At 67.6% G+C, this 16,825-nt stretch carries 12 protein-coding genes; 8 read left to right on the top strand and 4 right to left on the bottom strand.

Annotated elements, in window-relative coordinates; all coding sequences use genetic code 11:
• Positions 1-834 precede the first annotated feature (834 nt).
• The 8 genes from gltB (at position 835) to AB0F86_RS16700 (ending at position 11,568) form a co-directional block, all read left to right on the top strand.
• Complete coding sequence (gltB, locus tag AB0F86_RS16735) at positions 835-5,487, top strand: glutamate synthase large subunit (protein WP_181698181.1); 4,653 nt, start codon at positions 835-837, stop codon at positions 5,485-5,487.
• Positions 5,480-6,949 carry a glutamate synthase subunit beta gene (locus AB0F86_RS16730; protein ID WP_181698180.1) on the top strand — a complete coding sequence of 490 codons (1,470 nt, stop codon included), beginning with the start codon at positions 5,480-5,482 and terminating at the stop codon, positions 6,947-6,949. Before gltB ends, AB0F86_RS16730 begins: the two co-directional genes overlap by 8 nt.
• A gap of 279 nt (positions 6,950-7,228) precedes the next feature.
• Entirely contained in the window at positions 7,229-7,789 is a 561-nt protein-coding gene (locus tag AB0F86_RS16725) for a tetratricopeptide repeat protein (RefSeq protein WP_181698177.1), read from the top strand.
• A gap of 368 nt (positions 7,790-8,157) precedes the next feature.
• Positions 8,158-8,538 (top strand): hypothetical protein, encoded by a 381-nt coding sequence (locus AB0F86_RS16720; protein ID WP_356984728.1) that lies wholly within the window; start codon positions 8,158-8,160, stop codon positions 8,536-8,538.
• A complete protein-coding gene (locus AB0F86_RS16715; RefSeq protein WP_356984727.1) occupies positions 8,535-9,587 on the top strand; it encodes a hypothetical protein in 1,053 nt (350 codons plus the stop codon). Before AB0F86_RS16720 ends, AB0F86_RS16715 begins: the two co-directional genes overlap by 4 nt.
• A complete protein-coding gene (locus tag AB0F86_RS16710; protein ID WP_225281661.1) occupies positions 9,584-10,096 on the top strand; it encodes a roadblock/LC7 domain-containing protein in 513 nt (170 codons plus the stop codon). The genes AB0F86_RS16715 and AB0F86_RS16710 overlap by 4 nt, the downstream gene beginning before the upstream one ends.
• A gap of 10 nt (positions 10,097-10,106) precedes the next feature.
• The gene (locus AB0F86_RS16705; protein ID WP_225281662.1) at positions 10,107-10,478 is read left to right on the top strand and encodes a hypothetical protein; all 372 of its coding nucleotides are present in this window, start codon (positions 10,107-10,109) and stop codon (positions 10,476-10,478) included.
• A 190-nt stretch (positions 10,479-10,668) separates the two neighbouring features.
• Positions 10,669-11,568, top strand: coding sequence for a cutinase family protein (locus AB0F86_RS16700; protein WP_181698174.1), 900 nt, complete (start codon positions 10,669-10,671; stop codon positions 11,566-11,568).
• Positions 11,569-11,616: 48 nt separating this feature from the next.
• Here the strand turns inward: AB0F86_RS16700 and AB0F86_RS16695 are convergent, their stop codons facing one another.
• From AB0F86_RS16695 to lysX, 4 genes are all read right to left on the bottom strand, one after another.
• Positions 11,617-12,234 carry a histidine phosphatase family protein gene (locus AB0F86_RS16695; protein ID WP_181698173.1) on the bottom strand — a complete coding sequence of 206 codons (618 nt, stop codon included), beginning with the start codon at positions 12,232-12,234 and terminating at the stop codon, positions 11,617-11,619.
• A gap of 37 nt (positions 12,235-12,271) precedes the next feature.
• Entirely contained in the window at positions 12,272-12,958 is a 687-nt protein-coding gene (locus tag AB0F86_RS16690; protein WP_356984725.1) for a hypothetical protein, read from the bottom strand.
• 35 nt (positions 12,959-12,993) lie between these two features.
• The gene (locus AB0F86_RS16685) at positions 12,994-13,302 is read right to left on the bottom strand and encodes a hypothetical protein (RefSeq protein ID WP_067495222.1); all 309 of its coding nucleotides are present in this window, start codon (positions 13,300-13,302) and stop codon (positions 12,994-12,996) included.
• A 162-nt stretch (positions 13,303-13,464) separates the two neighbouring features.
• A complete protein-coding gene (lysX, locus tag AB0F86_RS16680; protein ID WP_356984724.1) occupies positions 13,465-16,749 on the bottom strand; it encodes a bifunctional lysylphosphatidylglycerol synthetase/lysine--tRNA ligase LysX in 3,285 nt (1,094 codons plus the stop codon).
• Between the last annotated feature and the right edge of the window lie 76 nt (positions 16,750-16,825).

The following is a 16,825-nucleotide window of genomic DNA, read 5'->3' as shown; positions in this document are numbered from 1 at the left end:
GGTCAGCCTCACAGATCCGAACTCCCGGCATCGCGGCGGTAGCGGCGCGGGCCGCCGACCTCGGCGTGTCGGTCCCGGCGAGCCGCATCGGTGGCCGCTTCGGGGCCGTCCTGTGGCGAACGACACTGCCGCGCGTTAGCTGGATATGTGCTGTGAAGAGCGTCTCACTTGCAGACCGTACGGTTGGCTGACTACCAGGGCATGTCGGGGCGCTGTCGGGAATATCTCACCGTCGGTGGCCCTGGTTAGCGGGAAACCATAGGTTTGACCTGCGCTTTGCTGGGGAATCCTGCTGCGATGCAGCTGAGTTCGGTCGAAGGTCACACACCTCCGGCCGGTTCCGGCTCGCCCGTCGACGGTGTTCGCGCAGGTCGGCGCCGGTTCTGCGGGATCGATCCGGCCCCCGCCCTGCTTTACACTGGACGACGCGCGTGACGATACGGGCTGGCGTTACAAACCCCAGCTAGACAGGGTTACTAAGCCCAACCTTAGTTGGTTGGGTCTGCGGTCTGACTTATCGTTTGCTCTTACGCCGAACGCACCCTTGTTCGGCACAACCACCTGCTCGGGGTCCGGTGAAACCGGGCCAAGAGTAGCGGGTGAAACCCCGCGCGGAGGTAAGGGACAGGTAAGCGTCCCGTTACCTCTGAGCACCCCCACTACGTCAACGAAGCGGGTGGACAACTGGAGACGTGACTGCACGCCGCAAACCATCATCGCCGCTGGTTTCGGATCGTACGGACGCAGTCTTGACGGAGGCGAAACGACGAAGGGTCCACGCTCAGCTTGCTGGGTGGCCGATCATCGACAGCCGACTTTCTTGAAGGCAGAGGCATGACGCAACTTCCTGGCCACAGGTCACCCGGTGTCACCGGGCTCTACGATCCGGCATACGAGCACGACGCCTGCGGCGTCGCATTCGTCGCCGACATGCACGGACGACGCAGTCGAGACATCGTCGACAAGGCCATCACGGCACTGCTGAACCTGGAGCACCGAGGTGCCGCAGGCGCCGAGCCGAACTCCGGCGACGGCGCGGGCATCCTGATCCAGCTCCCGGACAAGTTCTTCCGCGCGGTTGTGGACTTCGAGTTGCCCGAGGCAGGCTCCTACGCCACCGGTATCGCCTTCCTCCCGCAGGCCCGCCGCGAAGCCGCGCGTGCCGCCTACGGCGTCGAGAAGATCGTCGCCGAAGAGGGCATGGCCGTACTCGGCTGGCGCGCGGTGCCGATCGACGAGTCCTCGCTCGGCGCGCTGGCCCGCGATGCCATGCCGACCTTCCGTCAGCTGTTCATCGGCTCGCCCAAGAACTCGGCCGAGCAGCTCTCGGGCATGGACCTGGAACGTCGCGCCTACGTGATCCGCAAGCGCATCGAGCACGAGCTCGGCAACGCGGGTCCCGGCGAGGGCGCCGTCGGCAAGGAGTCGGTGTATTTCCCGAGCCTGTCCGGCGAGACCTTCATCTACAAGGGCATGTTCACCACGCCGCAGCTACGCGCGTTCTACCTGGACTTACAGGATGAGCGCGTCGAGTCGGCCATCGGCATCGTGCACTCGCGCTTCTCCACCAACACCTTCCCCTCGTGGCCGCTGGCGCACCCGTTCCGCCGGGTCGCCCACAACGGTGAGATCAACACCGTCACCGGTAACGAGAACTGGATGCGCGCGCGTGAGGCGCTGCTGCGTTCGGACGTGTTCGGCAAGGACGAGGCGGGCAACAACCGCCTGAACAAGATCTTCCCCGTCTGTACCCCCGGCGCGAGCGACACCGCCCGCTTCGACGAGGTGCTCGAACTGCTGCACCTGGGCGGGCGCGACCTGCACCACGCGATCATGATGATGATCCCCGAGGCGTGGGAGCGCAACGAGAACATGGACCCCGCGCTGCGGGCGTTCTACGAGTACCACTCGATGCTGATGGAGCCGTGGGACGGACCGGCCTCGGTCTGCTTCTCCGACGGAAAGAAGATCGGCGCCGTGCTCGACCGCAACGGTCTGCGCCCGGGCCGCATCTGGGTCACCGAGGACGGCCTGGTCGTGCTGGCGTCCGAGGTCGGCGTGCTCGACATCGACCCCTCGACCGTCGTCCAGAAGATCCGCCTGCAGCCGGGCAAGATGTTCCTGGTCGACACCGAGCAGGGCCGCATCGTCACCGACGCCGAGATCAAGTCGGAACTGGCCGCCGCCGAGCCGTACCAGGAATGGCTGGACGCGGGCGTGAGCCGCCTGGCCGACCTGCCCGACCGCCCGCACGTGCACATGTCGCACGACCGCGTGCTCATCCGTCAGCAGATCTTCGGGTACACCACCGAGGACCTGAGCCTGCTCATCACCCCGATGGCCAAGACCGGCGGTGAGGCGCTCGGCTCGATGGGTACCGATACCCCGATCGCGGTGCTGTCGAACCGGTCGCGCCTGCTGTTCGACTACTTCTCGCAGCTGTTCGCGCAGGTCACCAACCCGCCGCTGGACGCCATCCGCGAGAAGGTCGTCACCAGCCTCAAGCGCAACATCGGCCCCGAGGCCGACCTGCTGCACCCCGGCCCGGAGTCGTGTAAGCAGATCGCGCTCGAGCAGCCGATCCTCGACAACGACGAGCTGGCCAAGCTGGTCCACATCAACGACGACGGCAGCCACCCCGAGCTGCGTTCGGTCGTGGTCCGCGGTCTGTACCCGGTCGCCGAGGGCGGCGAGGGTCTGCGCCGGGCGCTCGAGGCCATCAACACCCAGGTCTCGGCCGCGATCGACGGCGGCGCGCGCATCATCGTGCTGTCGGACCGCGAGTCCAACGAGAAGCTGGCGCCGATCCCGTCGCTGCTGCTCACCTCCTCGGTGCACCACCACCTGGTGCGCGAACGCACCCGCACCATGGTCGGCCTGGTCGTGGAGGCCGGTGACGCCCGCGAGGTGCACCACATGGCCGCCCTCGTCGGCTTCGGCGCCGCCGCGATCAACCCCTACATGGCCTTCGAGTCCATCGAGGACATGCTCGAGCGCGGTTCGCTTTCGCTGCCCGCCAGCACCGGCGACCTGGCCGCCGACTACCGCAAGGCCGTCGCGAACTACTGCACCGCGGCCAGCAACGGCGTGCTCAAGGTGATGTCGAAGATGGGCATCTCCACCCTCGCCTCCTACAACGGCGCCCAGCTGTTCCAGGTCATCGGCCTGGCCCAGGACCTGGTCGACGAATACTTCACCGGCCTGCGCTCGCCGCTGGGCGGTATCGGTCTCGACGAGATCGCCGAAGAGGTGGCCATCCGCCACCGCACCGCGTTCCTGGAGAACCGCAACGAGCGCGCCCACCGCGAGCTCGAGGTGGGTGGCGAGTACCAGTGGCGGCGCGAGGGCGAGTACCACCTGTTCAACCCGGACACGGTGTTCAAGCTGCAGCACGCCACCCGCACCGGCCAGTACTCGATCTTCAAGGAGTACACCAAGCTGGTCGACGATCAGTCCGAGCGCCTCGCCGCGCTGCGTGGTCTGTTCAAGTTCAAGAAGGGCGTGCGCGCGCCGATCTCGATCGACGAGGTCGAGTCCGCCCGCGAGATCGTGAAGCGGTTCTCGACCGGCGCGATGAGCTACGGCTCGATCTCGGCCGAGTCGCACGAGACCCTCGCGATCGCGATGAACCGTCTCGGTGCCCGCTCCAACTCCGGTGAGGGCGGCGAGAGCCCCGCTCGCTTCGAGGTGGAGGAGAACGGCGACTGGCGTCGGTCGGCGATCAAGCAGGTCGCGTCGGGTCGCTTCGGTGTCACCGCGCACTACCTGACCAACGCCACCGATATCCAGATCAAGATGGCCCAGGGTGCCAAGCCGGGTGAGGGCGGCCAGCTGCCCGCGCACAAGGTGTACCCGTGGGTCGCCGAGGTGCGTCACTCCACGCCGGGCGTCGGCCTCATCTCGCCGCCGCCGCACCACGACATCTACTCGATCGAGGATCTGGCGCAGCTGATCCACGACCTGAAGAACGCGAACCCGCAGGCTCGGATTCACGTGAAACTTGTCGCGGAGCCGGGTGTCGGCACCGTCGCCACCGGTGTGTCCAAGGCGCACGCCGACGTCGTGCTCATCTCGGGCCACGACGGCGGTACCGGTGCTTCGCCGCTCACCTCGCTCAAGCACGCGGGTGGACCCTGGGAGCTCGGCCTGGCCGAGACCCAGCAGACCCTGCTGCTCAACGGCCTGCGCGACCGCATCGTGGTCCAGGTCGACGGTCAGATGAAGACCGGCCGCGACGTGATGATCGCCGCGCTGCTCGGCGCCGAGGAGTTCGGTTTCGCGACCGCTCCGCTGGTCGTCTCGGGCTGCGTGATGATGCGCGTGTGCCACCTCGACACCTGCCCGGTGGGTATCGCCACCCAGAACCCGGTGCTGCGTGAGCGTTTCACCGGCAAGCCGGAGTTCGTCGAGAACTTCATGCTCTTCATCGCCGAGGAGGTGCGTGAGCTGCTCGCCGAGCTGGGCTTCCGCACGCTCGACGAGGCCATCGGCCGGGTCGACCTGCTCGACACCGCCAAGGCCAAGGAGCACTTCAAGGCCGCCAAGCTCGACCTGTCCCCGATTCTGGACATGCCGGAGACGGCGTTCATGAACCAGGACACCCGTTGCACCGGCACCCAGGACCACGGTCTGGACAAGGCGCTGGACAACGAGCTGATCGCCCAGGCCGCGCCCGCGCTCGAGCGTGGCAAGGCCGTGAAGATCGAAACCAAGATCACCAACGTGAACCGCACGGTCGGCACCATGCTCGGCCACGAGGTGACCAAGCTCTACGGTGGCGCGGGCCTGCCCGACAACACCATCGACATCACCTTCAACGGTTCGGCGGGCAACAGCTTCGGTGCGTTCGTCCCGGCTGGTATCACGCTGCGCGTGCAGGGTGACGCCAACGACTATGTCGGCAAGGGTCTCTCGGGTGGTCACATCGTGGTCCGCCCGTCGCTCAACGCACCCGCCGGCTTCGTCGCCGAGGACAACATCATCGCGGGCAACGTGATCATGTTCGGCGCCACCAGCGGCCGCATCCTGATCAACGGTGTCGCGGGCGAGCGCTTCGGCGTGCGTAACTCCGGCGCCACCGCGGTCGTCGAGGGTGTGGGCGACCACGCGCTCGAGTACATGACCGGTGGCCGCGTGGTCATCCTCGGTGGCACCGGCCGCAACCTCGGCGCCGGAATGTCGGGTGGTGTGGCGTTCGTCTACGACCCGGAGGGCACGCTCGCCGAGCGCGTCAACCCGGATCAGGCCGATGCGATCGAGCAGCTCTCCGGTGACGACTTCACCTGGCTGCGCGACATCATCAGCACCCACCGCGACGAGACGGGTTCGGCTGTGGCCGAACGCATCCTGAGCGACTGGTCCCAGCAGGTGAACCACTTCGTGAAGGTCATGCCCCGCGAATACAAGAAGGTTCTGCTCGCCATCTCCGAAGCCGAGAAGAGCGGCAAGGACGTTGACGAGGCGATTATGGAGGCGGCTCGTGGCTGACCCACAAGGATTTCTGAAGCACACCTCGCGGGAACTCCCGGCGCGTCGACCGGTCGAGCTGCGTCTGCTCGACTGGAAAGAGGTCTACGAGGACAAGTTCTCTCACGAGACCCTGCAGAAGCAGGCCAGCCGCTGCATGGACTGCGGTATCCCCTTCTGTCACAACGGTTGTCCGCTCGGGAACCTGATCCCCGAGTGGAACGACCTGGTGTACAAGGACTCGTGGCGCGAGGGCATCGACCGGCTGCACGCCACCAACAACTTCCCGGAGTTCACCGGGCGGCTGTGCCCGGCGCCGTGTGAGGCGTCGTGCGTGCTCGGCATCAACCAGCAGCCGGTGACCATCAAGCAGGTCGAGGTCGAACTCATCGAGAACGCCTTCGACGAGGGCTGGGTCACCCCCGTGTACCCGACCCGCCTGACCGGCAAGAAGATCGCCGTCGTCGGTTCGGGCCCGGCGGGTCTGGCCGCCGCGCAGCAGCTCACGCGTGCCGGTCACACCGTTACCGTGTTCGAGCGCGACGACCGCATCGGCGGCCTGATGCGCTACGGCATCCCGGAATTCAAGATGGAGAAGTCGGTCATCGACCGCCGTCTGGCGCAGATGGAAGCCGAAGGCACCATCTTCAAGACCGGCGTGAACGTGGGCGTCGATATCACCGCCGAGCAGCTGCGTGAGCGTTTCGACGCGATCGTGCTCGCCGGTGGCGCCACCATCGCCCGCGATCTGCCGATCCCGGGCCGCGAGCTCGACGGCATCCACCAGGCGATGGAGTTCCTGCCGTTGGCCAACCGCGTGCAGCTCGGCGACGACATCACCGACGAAGAAGGCCTGCCGCCCATCCACGCGAAGGGCAAGAAGGTCGTCATCATCGGTGGTGGCGACACCGGCGCCGACTGCCTCGGCACCTCGCACCGCCACGGTGCCGAGTCGGTGCACCAGTTCGAGATCATGCCCCGTCCGCCGGAGGAGCGCGCAGGCTCCACCCCGTGGCCGACCTACCCCCTCATGTACCGGGTCTCCTCGGCGCACGAGGAGGGCGGCGAGCGCGTGTTCTCCGTGAACACCGAGCGTTTCGTCGGCAAGGACGGCAAGGTCACCGGCCTCGAGGCCCACGAGGTCACGATGGTCAACGGCCGTTTCGAGAAGGTCGAAGGCACCGACTTCACCCTCGAAGCCGACCTGGTGCTGCTGGCCATGGGCTTCGTCGGCCCGCAGAAGCCGGGCCTGCTGACCGACCTCGGCGTCGGCTACGACGGCCGCGGCAACGTCCAGCGCGACAAGAACTGGGCCACGAACATCCCCGGCGTCTTCGTCGCCGGTGACATGGGTCGCGGCCAGTCCCTCATCGTCTGGGCCATCGCCGAAGGCCGCGCCGCCGCGGCCGCCGTCGACAAGTACCTCGAGGGTGAAACCGCGCTCCCCGCGCCGATCCCCCCGACCGCTGTCGCCCAGCGGTAATCAGTTCGACCGAAGGCGCCCACGGACTCGTCAGTCCGTGGGCGCCTTCGTCGTCGCACCGCAGGTGGCGCCGGAGTTTGCCAGGGATATGCGTCGGGTATGAATCCTTATGGCGCTCAAAGACTTAGGGGTGCCGATAATGGACGTGGCCGATCTTCCTTGCAGCACATAGACTTTCCGTGACGAGGTGTACGGGAGATCCGAGGGGGAGCTGTGCCGTTGCCGCCGGGAACGTTGGCGTATCTGCGCCGCGCAGCAGAGCGCGGTGACGGTACCGCTATGCACAACCTCGCCCACTTCTACCACGATCACAGCGATTACGAGGGTGCGGAGTACTGGTTCCGGCGGGCGGCGGCGGCGGGGCATACGCGCTCGATGAACAATCTCGCGGTGTTGCTCGATCAGTTCGGGGAGCTGGCCGAGGCCGAGATCTGGTATCGGCGGGCGGCGGCGGGCGGCAACGGCAACGCCATGTACAACCTGGCCACCATGCTGTATCAGAGCGGCGATATCGCCGAGGCCGAAACCTGGTACCACCACGCGGCACTCGCGGGGCACGTGGACGCGATGTACAACCTCGCGCGGTTGCTCGAGGACGACAACCGGCTCGACGACGCCGAAGCGTGGTACGACGAAGCGGCCGCGGCGGGCGACATCGACTCGATCAACAACCTCGGTCTGCTGCTGCGGCGCCGGGGCGCGATCACGGCGGCCCGGCGTTGCTTCCGGCGCGCCGCCGATCTCGGTCATCCGAAAGCGATGGCCAATCTCGCGGCTCTGCTCGAATCCGAAGGGGCGCACCGGGAGGCCGAGTCCTGGTATCGCCGCGCGGCCGGCTGATCCAGCCTGCCGCGAACGCAGCCGCTCGACTGGGTTCTGTCCTTTCATCGACTACCACCGAAGTGGGGGTACCCGCTGAGTGGCGCTGACGTGCATTCGCACTATGGCGAGTTCTGCGAAGACTATTAAAACGGAAGTTCGCCACCGGGTCGCTGCACGGCGGAAACCGGGATTGACCACCGGCTTCGAGTGGTGTCGGCGAACGAGTCCGTTGGTTACCGAAAAGTATTGATACCGAGCGGTTTTCCAGCAACTACCAGCAAACTTCGGTGGCACAGTAATTTTCCCGCGTTCGGGATGCGGAAATTTGCGGGCGGGTATAGCGTCTCGTGCTGTCGAACATTTTCGAGGACAGACCGGGGGCGCGGGTGAATTCTCTCGACGGCTGCCTGAAACGCATCATGGAGATTCCCGGTGCGTGCGGCGTGACGCTGGTGGACGGTGCCAGCGGGCTGGCGGTGGCCGCCGTCGGCGCGCACGACATCGTCGACGAGCACGAGGACGCCGCGGGAACCACCGACGTCATGCGGACGGTCCTCGCTTGCACCGCGCTCTCGAGCAGCTCCACCGACGACGATGTCCGTGAGCTGATCGTCCGCCGCGACAAGGGCTTTCACCTGTTGCACCTGCTCGACGGCGATTTCGAGGGCAGACTTTTCGTCCACGCGGTATTCGACGGTGCCGCCGCCAATCTGGGAATGGCGCGCTATCAGCTCAAGGCCGCGCTGGAAGAAATGGCGGGCCGATGAGCGCGGCCCTCGCCGAAGAACTCCAGCGGCTCGAAGAACAGGGCTCCACCGGGATATTGCGGGCGGGCGACGGCGAATTCCATTTGGCGCGTGGGGCTATCGCCTCGGTCGGTTGCCGGCGCACCATCGGTCTCGACCGGCTCGCCGTCGAGGCCGGTGTCGCGACCGACGAGGACCTGCGCCGTGCCCGCGCGGGCGAGCCGGGTGCGCTGCTGCGCCGCCCACGCCTGGAGACCCTCGCGAGGCTCTCGGCCTACGACGCGGCCTACTTTCTGCTCGAAACCGAGGCCGCAGCGGAATTCGTGCCGACGGAAGAGCACTGGCTCGCTCCGGTGTGCCGGATCGCGCCGCACGCACTGGTGAGCGAATGCGCACGACGCCGACGCCCCGACGCCGGTCCCTGGACGGCCGAGATGGTGTCCACGGTCCCCGTCTCGCCCACGCACCGGGCACGCCGCAAACGCACGGTTCTCACGGTCGGCCAGGCCGACGTGCTCGCCGCCGCCGACAACCACCGCACCATCGCCGACATAGCCCGCGAGCTCGGCCGCACCACCTACGGCTGCCTCGTCGCCGTCCGCGACCTGACCAGAGCCGGGCTGATCGAGGCACCGGAATCGGCCGACGCCGAGCCTCGCACCCGCCACCTCACCGTGGCACCCCGGCCCGAGCACGGACGCCACGCGGCACCCCAGGGCGGCGCCGGTTACGCCGCAGCACAAGAGAATTCGGGCACCGACGCCGCGACCCCGATCGCGTCTGCCCGGGTTGCGTCGGCCGGGAAACCGATACCGCCTCTTCCGCGCCGCGTTCCGTCGCCGGTTGCCCCACCGACTTCGGGCAGGCACGCGCTCGTCGAGGAAGCGAGCGCGGCCGCCCGGACCCCCGCCGCGACAACTCCGACTCCGGGCACAGCCGCCCGGACCGCGGACCGGAACTCCCGCGGCGCGGACACCTACTCCTGGGCACCCCCGGTCGACCAACCCTGGCAGCAGGTGGATCGCGCCCTCCTGATCCGCATCAGGACGGCGTTGGCGGAGCTGGCATGACCGGGCGCAGGAAGCTGCTCGGCGAGTGGAGGGGAAAGTTGACCAAAATGCCGCTGCCCGAACGTAAGACCACCGGTTCGGAGCTCACGGGGCCCACCCCGTACGGCCAGGACCAGACCACGCGACCGCTGCCGCAGAGCTACCCGGCCGTCCAGGCCGAGCTCACCGCCCTGCGCGACCGCGTCCCCCACCTCACCGGCACAGTCGTCGCCTCCAGCGACGGCCTGCTCATCGAACACGACCTACCCGCCCATATCGAACCGGCCGGGATGGCGGCCCTGGCCGCCGCGCAGCTGTCGCTGTCGTACCGGTTGGCGAGCACCGCGCACGGCGGTGGTTTCAACGAGGTCGTCGTGCACGGCAGCGACGGGCAGGTGGTGATCTACGCCGCCGGGTACACCGCGCTCACCGTGCTCGCGGGCCCGGATGTGAACGTCGGCCGGCTCCACCTGGAGTCGCGTCCGGTAGCTCGCGCCATCGCCGCTCATCTGGCGGCGGCGCACGATTGAAAGGTACGACATGTCGAATATGGATCTGGCGCTCAAGGACATGATGGTGATCGACGGCGCGATCGGCGCCGCGGTCGTCGACTACAGCAGCGGCATGGCCCTCGGAATGCTCAGCAGCAGCAAGTCGTTGGACCTGCAGATCGCGGCGGCGGGCAACACCGAGGTTGTGCGCGCGAAGCTGCGGACCATCGAGCAGCTCGGCCTCAACGAGGAGATCGAGGACATGCTCATCACCCTCTCGGGCCAGTACCACGTGATCCGGCCGATGACCGGCCGCAAGTCCAAGGGCCTTTTCCTCTACCTGGCACTGGACCGCACCCGCGCCAACCTCGCCCTTGCCCGCCACCGGCTCAAGGGCATCGAGGAGGAGCTCGAGGTCTAGGCTGGCGCGGGCCGGGTGAGCGCGGGGCTCACTCGGCCGAAATGAATTCTGTCACAACGATCGGACAAGCTCGTCATACTCATGTGGCACAGGCGTGGTGGTACCTCTATTGTGATTCGCGGCGAGGTCTGGGAGCCACACGTAAACGGGGTTTGCTCTCCAGCGGCGAGCAAGGTGGAACTGGAGCGGTATGCAGGTGAAGAAGATTGTCGCGGCACTCGGTGCGTCCGCGGCGATGTTGTCCGGAATCGTTGTCGGCAGCGGGAGTGCGAGCGCGGCGCCTGCCTGCCCGAGTCTCTATGTCGTCGCCATTCCCGGCACTTGGGAGACCGGCATCGACAAGCCGCCGGGGCCCGGCATGCTGTCCGGCGTCACCAACGGGTTGCCGCGCAATGTCGACGTCGACTATGTGACCTACGCGGCGACCGCCTTCCCGTGGGAGGGCGATGTCTACGGCAATTCCAAGAAGCAGGCGGTGAATTCGGCGCGCGGCCTCATCTCGGCCAAGCTCGCGCAGTGCGGTAACACCAAGGCCGCCCTCGTCGGCTACAGCCAGGGCGCCGACGCCGCGGGTGATCTCGCGGCCGAGATCGGCACCGGGCTCAGCACCATTCCGGCCGATCGGGTGGCCGCGGTCGGCCTGATCTCCGATCCGCGTCGGGCACCCGGTGACGTGCAGGTCGGCCCGCATGCCCAGGGCGCGGGCGCCGGTGGCGCGCGGCCCGGCGGCTTCGGCTGGCTCAGCGACCGCACCCGCACCATCTGCGCGGTCGACGACCTGTACTGCGCCACGGCGACCGACGATTTCGTCACCCGGTTCGCGGGCTTCCTGGCGCAGAGCTCGGATGCCAACCCGGCGAACATGTGGCGCTACCAGATCGAGGCGGGCGCGATCATGCAGGATCTGATGGCCCACGGCGGTGTGCCGGTGCTGCAGGCGCAGCTCTCGGACGCGGCGAACCAGAAGCGGGCCAAGGATCTCGAGCAGTTCTACAAGTCGCAGGCGCACCACCTGTACGGCAGCTACTCGGTGGGTGGCGGACACACCGCCATCACCTGGATGCGCGACTGGATCGCCTCGCACGCCTGAGTTTTCGCAGGTGAAGCCGGGTGCGGGAGTTTCTCGCACCCGGCTTTTCTATGTCGTTCGGGCGAGGTTGCGTGGCAGCAGGTCCCACACGTGACCGGACTCGTTGATCGTCGCCGCCGTGCGCGTTCCGCTGCGCGAGTACAGGATCCGGGTGATCGAGCAGTAGTCGACGGGGAAGGTGAGCGGGCGGGCCAGGCCGAGGATGTCGGCCAGCAGCACATTGACGACCCCGCCGTGAGCGAAGGCGACGACCGTCTCGGTGTGCGGGGTGGCGGCCACGAGTTGTTCGACGGCGCTCAGCACGCGACGGGTGAAGGCGGGGCCGTCGATCTGCTCCGGCAGCAGACCGGCCTTGATCCGGGTGTAGGCGTCGGCGAATTCGGTCTTGGCGTCTTCGATGGGGATGTAGGCGGGCAGATCGCGGTCGTATTCGGCGAGGTCGTCGATGATGTCGACGGGCAGGTCGCGGGCGAGCGCGGTCGGTGCGGCGGTATCGCGGGCCCGGCGCTGAGGGCTCGACACGATGCGGGTGATCTCGTGGGCGGCCAGCGCGGCGGGCACCCGCTCGGCCTGACGGCGACCGATATCGGTGAGACCCGGATCGGCGGCGGAGGTACTTGCGACGACCTTGTCGGGCTGGGCATGACGCACGAGAATCAGCTGCACGTCACCCACTGTGCCCCATGACCGGGCATTGTGTCGCCTAGAGGTCGGGCTCGATCTCCGTGCGACCGGTGACGTCGGCGGTGTCGACGATGACGATCTCGCGTTCCCGTTCGAGCAGCACCTTCAGATATCCGGGTGGATTCTCGACCACATATCCCCGGACGACGCCGTTCTTCGTCGCGATCTCCTCGAGCGACACCCACGGCACCTGCACCGTCGCGGCGAGCACGAGTGCGGCGAGCGTGACGATCAGCGCCGAACTGGACACGAACCAGTGCGCCATCCGCGACCCTTCGGGATCGCGCTTACCTGCGCGCAACATGATGTAGAGGACGACCGCCAGCAGCGCGGACGCCACCAGCACCCACCACATCCGATAGGTCCACAGGAGCGCGGCGGTGAAAAGCGCGACGATCAGCAACCAGATCAGGTTGCCCGCATTGGTCCAGCGCGGGCGGCCGAGCCGGATCTGACGAATCAGCGCCTCGGGCAGCAGGATCGCCAGGGCGATCCCACCTAGCACCGGACTGGCCATCAACGTGCCGAGCACCATGATGACGACGTCGTCGAGACCGAGGGTGCCTGCCAGCGAGAACGCGGCGTTCCAGTCGTAGTCGGTCACCGCGAAGACCCGCAGCAGCAGAAACAGCGCCGCCACACTGGTCGCCGACAGACCCTTGGCGACCAGGTGCTGATCCGAGGACTCGCGGGGGTGCCTCGCCATGAGGCGAGGATAGTGCCGCGAGCCCCCGGTTCACGTCATGGCTGGCCGTACGGCGGCTGGCCGTAAGGTGGCTGACCACCCTGACCCGGGCCGCCGCCGTAGGGCGGCTGGTTCGGCGGCTGGTCGTTCTTCTTCTTGTTCTTGAGCATGAAGACCAGGCCAACGATGGCGAGGACGACCAGCAGGCAGCACACGCCGCCGATGATGAGACCCTTGCTGCTCTTCTTCCCCTTCTTCTTCGCGGCCAGTTCGGTGACCAGGTCCGAGCCGGCGAGCGTGTCGATGCTGCCCGCGAGCACCTGTGGGTCGACCAGTGCGGCCGATGTCAGCAGGTCAAGGTACATATTTTTCCCCATCCGATGGTGTGTTGTGCCGGCATCCTCCCGGTGCCGGAACATCCGAGAGTACTGCTGTCGCTGCGAGTTTCGTCCGGAAACTCGCGGGACGCAGTGGTTCATCGCTGTGTCGCGCAAGATCGTTTACAGCCAAGGTCGGTGTACCCGATTTCAGCGCGGTTTCACCAACGGAAAAGGCAGCGTCTCGCGGATGCCGCGTCCGGTGATGAACATGACCACCCGGTCGACCCCGATGCCGAGACCGCCGGTCGGTGGCATGGCGTGCTCGAGCGCCTGCAGGAAGTCCTCGTCGAGCTCCATCGCCTCGGGGTCGCCACCGGCGGCGAGCATGGACTGTTCGGTGAGGCGGCGCCGCTGTTCGACGGGGTCGGTGAGTTCGCTGTAGGCGGTGCCGAGTTCGACTCCCCAGGCCACCAGATCCCAGCGTTCGGTGACGCCGGCGGTACTGCGGTGGGACCGGGTCAGGGGTGAGACCGAGGTGGGAAAGTCCAGGTAGAAAGTCGGTTCCGTGGTTTCGGACTCGACCAGATGCTCATACATCTCCAGTACGACCTGGCCCGCGTCCCATCCGCGCTGATAGGTGATGCCGGCGCCGTCGCACAATTCGCGCAGGCGGGGGAGGTCGGTCGCCGCGGTCACCTCGGTGCCCAGCGCCTCGGACAGCGCGCCGTGCACCGTGCGTACCCGCCATTCGCCGGAGATGTCGACCTCGGTGCCGTCGGGGCGCAGCACCACCTCGGCGCCGTTGGCCGCGACCGCCGCGTCCTGGATCAACCGACGGCACAGCTGCATCATCCGCAGGTAGTCGCTGTGCGCCTCGTACGCCTCGAGCATGGTGAATTCCGGATTGTGGCTGTAGTCCACGCCTTCGTTACGGAAGGTCCGCCCGATCTCGAACACCTTCTCGATGCCGCCGACGCACAGCCGTTTGAGGTACAGCTCGGGCGCGATACGCAGGTAGAGGTCCAGGTCGTAGGCGTTGATGTGGGTGCGGAACGGGGTGGCGTTGGCGCCGCCGTGTACCTGCTGCAGGATCGGCGTCTCCACCTCGAGGAAACCCCAGTCGTGCAGTGACTCGCGCAGCGAGTGCAGGACGGCGCTGCGTTTGGCGAGCAGTTCGCGGCTGTCGGCGTTGATCGCCATGTCGACGTAGCGGCGCCGGACCTTGGCCTCCGGATCGGTGAGGCCACGCCATTTGTCGGGGAGCGGGTGCAGGCACTTGCCGTTCATCCGCCAGTCCTGGGCCAGCAGCGACAGTTCGCCGCGTCGGCTCGTGCCGATCCGGCCGCTCGCCTCGATGAGGTCACCGAGGTCGAAGTCGGTGCTGAATTCGCCCGCGCGGGCGCCGACCCGTTCGCGGTCGATGAGCAGCTGGATATCACCGGTCCAGTCGCGGACCACCGCGAAGATCACCCCGCCGTAGTCGCGGATGCGGGTGATCCGACCGGCTACCCGCACGGTTGTCCCGTGCGGGCAGCGGCGTGCGTCGGCGATGGTGTGGGTGGGCGGATAGGCGGCGGGGTAGGGGTCGACGCCGCTCGCCGTGAGGCGGTCGAGGGTGGTCATCCGCACGCGGACCTGTTCGGGGCGGCGGGGGCCGGACTCCTCGTCGGCGTCGATGTCGGGGGCGCTGCCGTCGGCGTGCAGGCCGGTGACCGTCGCCGGAACGGCTGGCGTGGTCCCGGTGTGGACGGCGGGGTCGGGTTGTGGGCCCAGCCGCGGCAGGAACCCCTCGGCCAGGCCGCTAGCCATCGCCACCCGAGGCAGCTGCCTGCGGTCTTCGTACAGGAAGAACCGTGGCACCCAGCGCGGGTGGTACTTCACGTTCGAGCGGTACAGCGCCTCAAGCTGCCACCAGCGCGAGAAGAACAGCAGCACACCGCGCCACGCCCGCAGCACCGGGCCGGCACCGATGCGTCCGCCCTCGGCGAAGACCGAGCGGAACACCGCGAAGTTCAGCGAGATCCTGGTGATGCCGTACTGATCGGCGTTGAGGGCGAGTTGGGAGATCATCAGTTCCATCACGCCGTTGGGGCTCGCGGGATCGCGGCGCATCAGTTCCAGCGACACCCCCGTGCGTCCCCACGGCACGAACGAGAGCATCGCGTGAACCCGTTCGTCGTGGTCGATCGCCTCGACCAGCAGGCAGTCGCCGTCGAGTGGGTCGCCGAGGCGGCCGAGCGCCATCGAGAAGCCGCGTTCGGTTTCGGTGTCGCGCCAGGCGTCGGCACGCGCGATCACCTCGGCGAATTCGGCAGGCGATATCTCGCCGGCCCGGCGGACCCTGATTCCGAAGCCGTTCTTGCGCAATCTGTTCGCGGCTTGGCGCACCGGCTTCATGGCGGGACCGGCCAGCGAAAAGGTGCGGGTGTCGAGCACGGCTTCGTCGCCGAGGCGCAGCGCCGACAGGCCCGCCTGCTGATACACCAGCGCGCCCTGCTCGCTCGCGCCCATCACCGCCGGTGCCCAGCCGAATCGGTCGGCCTGCTCGAGCCAGGCCCGGACAGCTTGCGGCCAGCCCTGTTTCGGTCCGATCGGATCACCGGCCGCCAGGCAGACGCCGAGCTCCACGCGATAGGTGATGGCCGCCTTGCCGTTCGGGGCGAAGACGACCGCGCGGTCGCGGCGGGTGGCGAAATAGCCCAGCGAGTCGTCCACATCGCCGCTCGCGAGCAGGCCGCGCAGAGCGGACTCGTCGAGCGCGGTCATGGCGTTGCCTGCCCGTTGCGACCGCAGCAGCACGATCACCGCGGCGATCAGCGCGAGGGCGCCGAGCAGGCCGAGCACGAAATCCACCCAGCCCGGCGGGTGCCCGTCGAAGTGTTCGTTGTCGATCAGGACGGCCGCGGTCACCCGCGACACCGCCCACAGCGGTCGCTGCGCACCACGCGGCAGCGAACCGGGGAACAGCTCGACCAGACCCCAACCGAGCAGGCACCCGAACGCACAGCCGCCGACCAGCACCGCGAGCGCCTTACGCACCGCGCCCGGCCGCACCCGGGTGTAGAACTCCGCGCGGGCGGCGATCAGGATCGCCAGCACCACGCCGTGCACGACGAACGCCACCAGCGGATCCAGCTCCCGCGTGCTCGTGTAGTCGACGATGTTGGTGATCGAGTACAGCGTCAGATAGATGACGAGCAACCACCACGCCACCCGTTTGCGGCTCGCCGCCGCACCGGCCAGCAACCCGACGACCAGCGCCCACACCAGACTCGTGTCGGGCGCGTCGAAATAGTGGGTGTCCACATAATCGCGCGGCACCTCCGTGAGCTGCCGCAACCCCGGTGACAGGCTCCAGAGCGCGCACAGTACCGCGAACACACCGAGCACCAGCCCGGTGATGTGCGGTACCTCGGAGAACCTGCCGTGCGCGCGATGGGGTACCCGGTCGAGGGAGCTGCTGGGGTGTTGCTCGGCCCGCGTGGAAGTCACCGATCCAGTGTGCGTGCCAGCGGGTGCGAACCGCAGGGGGTCGCCGACGGCGTGTTCGTCACCGTGGGGCCCGGTG

The organism is Nocardia sp. NPDC023733 (assembly GCF_040639775.1).
GTDB lineage: Bacteria > Actinomycetota > Actinomycetes > Mycobacteriales > Mycobacteriaceae > Nocardia > Nocardia rosealba.
This window is presented reverse-complemented; position numbering and strand designations above follow the sequence as displayed.